This window comes from Tahibacter sp., assembly GCF_032229445.1.
In the GTDB taxonomy this organism is placed as follows: Bacteria; Pseudomonadota; Gammaproteobacteria; order Xanthomonadales; family Rhodanobacteraceae; genus Tahibacter.
This window is the reverse complement of the sequence record NZ_JAVTWC010000141.1, coordinates 1-1,821: the sequence shown is the minus strand read 5'-3', so window position 1 is coordinate 1,821 and position 1,821 is coordinate 1. Positions and strand designations below refer to the sequence as shown.

Below are 1,821 nucleotides of genomic sequence, written 5' to 3'. Positions count from 1 at the left end.
ACGCCGCGTCCGCCTGCGCCGCGCGGGGCCTTGGGGACCATCCCCACGTTCTTCGAGTCGCGGGGCGCGCCGGCGGCCGCGCGCCGCAGGTCAGACGGAACGGGTTGCCATCAGGGCCAGATGGTGTTGGCCGTCACCGCTACCCAATACACATTTGCCGTGCTGTAGCAGGCATCGCGCGTCGGGTTGTACCACGCGTAGGTGTGCTCGCAGTTCGACCGCATGTCGCTCCAGAGACGATTGTTGCAGGTGTACTGCGATGCCTGCTTCAGCTCGAAGCACATGTCGTGGCGCGCGCAGGGTCCGCGAAAATTGGCGTTCGCACCGATGGGGTTGGGGAATTCGTCGGGTGACTTGGTGCAGTAGTCGTGCAGCGTTTTGCGCGGATGGTTGAGGTTGTAGACGTAGTTGGAAGGAATACCCACGTAGGCCTCCACCATCGCGCCGGCCGGGGCAAGTTCGGCGGAGACGCCGGTGTATTGCAGCAGGGCGGTTACTTCGCCGACGGCCTTGCTCGCGTCCACCACCTGCACGAGCGTGTCGCCCTCGATGCGGAAGTAGCTGGGCAAGGGCTGGCCCGTCGCATCCTGCGCCCAGGCCGAGTCGATGGTGCCGAGCGTGCGACCCCGGCCGTCGACGACTTCGAGGTCGCTCGACAGGTTGCGCGCTCCCGCCTCGTCTCCCGTCCCTCGCACATGGGCGCCCGCGGGCAGGTCGAGCCGATGGCGGTAGACGGTGCTCGCGCCGGCGTCCTTCAATCGGATCAGCCGCTGGAACTTGCCGGTAGTGGTGATCGACGCGGGGGACGTGTCGACGACGTTCACGGAATCGCCCGGCTGGAACGATTCGGCCGCGGAGTCGGCCAGGGCGGAATGAGAAACACTGGTGCCGAGGACGGCCAGCAGAGCAGCACCAAGAATTCTGACGTTCATGTTGAGATCTCTCCAAGCAGAGGCCGGCTTGACCGGTTGGCTAGCCGTGGCCGCCGACAGGCTAGGAGTGGCCGGCTTTCAGGTCGTTCCAAAATGGTGACAAGTGCATTCCAAAATGGTCGCGCACGGGCTGGCGGTGAGGCGGCAGCGCGAATACAACGACGAACGACCGAAGAAGGCACTCGGCAGATTGACGCCTTCAGCCTATGCCCAGCGACTCGCAGCAGAGCGGTTAAGACCAAAACCGGACTCCGGAGTCGACCGCTACTCATTGCGGGGGGGCGTCGTTGGCACTACCGATCGCCGCGCCCGACTCTATCCGAGCGTTTCGTGGCGTGCTTTGCCAGCTTTTTGGCGTGCTCTGCTAGTTTCATGGCGTGCCCCAGCGCCCAGAATTCTCCTCACCGCTCCAAGCACCCCGCATTGGAGAGTCAACGGCAGAAGGAAGAGACACATGAGCACCATTCTTGTTACCGGCGCTTCGTCGGGTATGGGCAAAGACACCGCCATGCGCCTGCTGCGCGATGGCCACACGGTGTACGTCGCGGCGCGTCGGCTCGATCAGATGCAGGACCTGAAGGATCTGGGGGCGATTCCCGTGAAGATGGACATCACGCAGGACGAGGACATCCTTGCTGCGGTCCGGACCATCACCTCCGTCCACGGCGGCGTCGATGTCCTGGTGAACAACGCCGGCTTCGGCATGTACGGGTCCGTCGAGGAGACTTCCATCGAGGACGCGCGCTACCAGTTTGAGGTCAACCTCTTCGGACTGGCCCGCCTGACTCAGCTCCTCGTCCCGGCGATGCGGGAAAGGGGCGCGGGAAAGATCATTGAAGCTGCCCCGCTATTCCGGAGATCAAGAACGCGAGTGCGTTGGTGTCGTTAG

2 protein-coding genes are annotated in these 1,821 nt (G+C 64.0%); one reads left to right on the top strand and one right to left on the bottom strand.

Annotated features, from left to right (window positions below; translation table 11 throughout):
• Window positions 1-110: 110 nt before the first annotated feature.
• Window positions 111-932 carry a hypothetical protein gene (locus tag RUU78_RS25490; RefSeq protein WP_313920704.1) on the bottom strand — a complete coding sequence of 274 codons (822 nt, stop codon included), beginning with the start codon at window positions 930-932 and terminating at the stop codon, window positions 111-113.
• A gap of 454 nt (window positions 933-1,386) precedes the next feature.
• On the opposite strand from RUU78_RS25490, the gene RUU78_RS25485 reads away from it, so the two are divergent.
• Entirely contained in the window at window positions 1,387-1,821 is a 435-nt protein-coding gene (locus RUU78_RS25485) for an SDR family NAD(P)-dependent oxidoreductase (RefSeq protein WP_313920724.1), read from the top strand.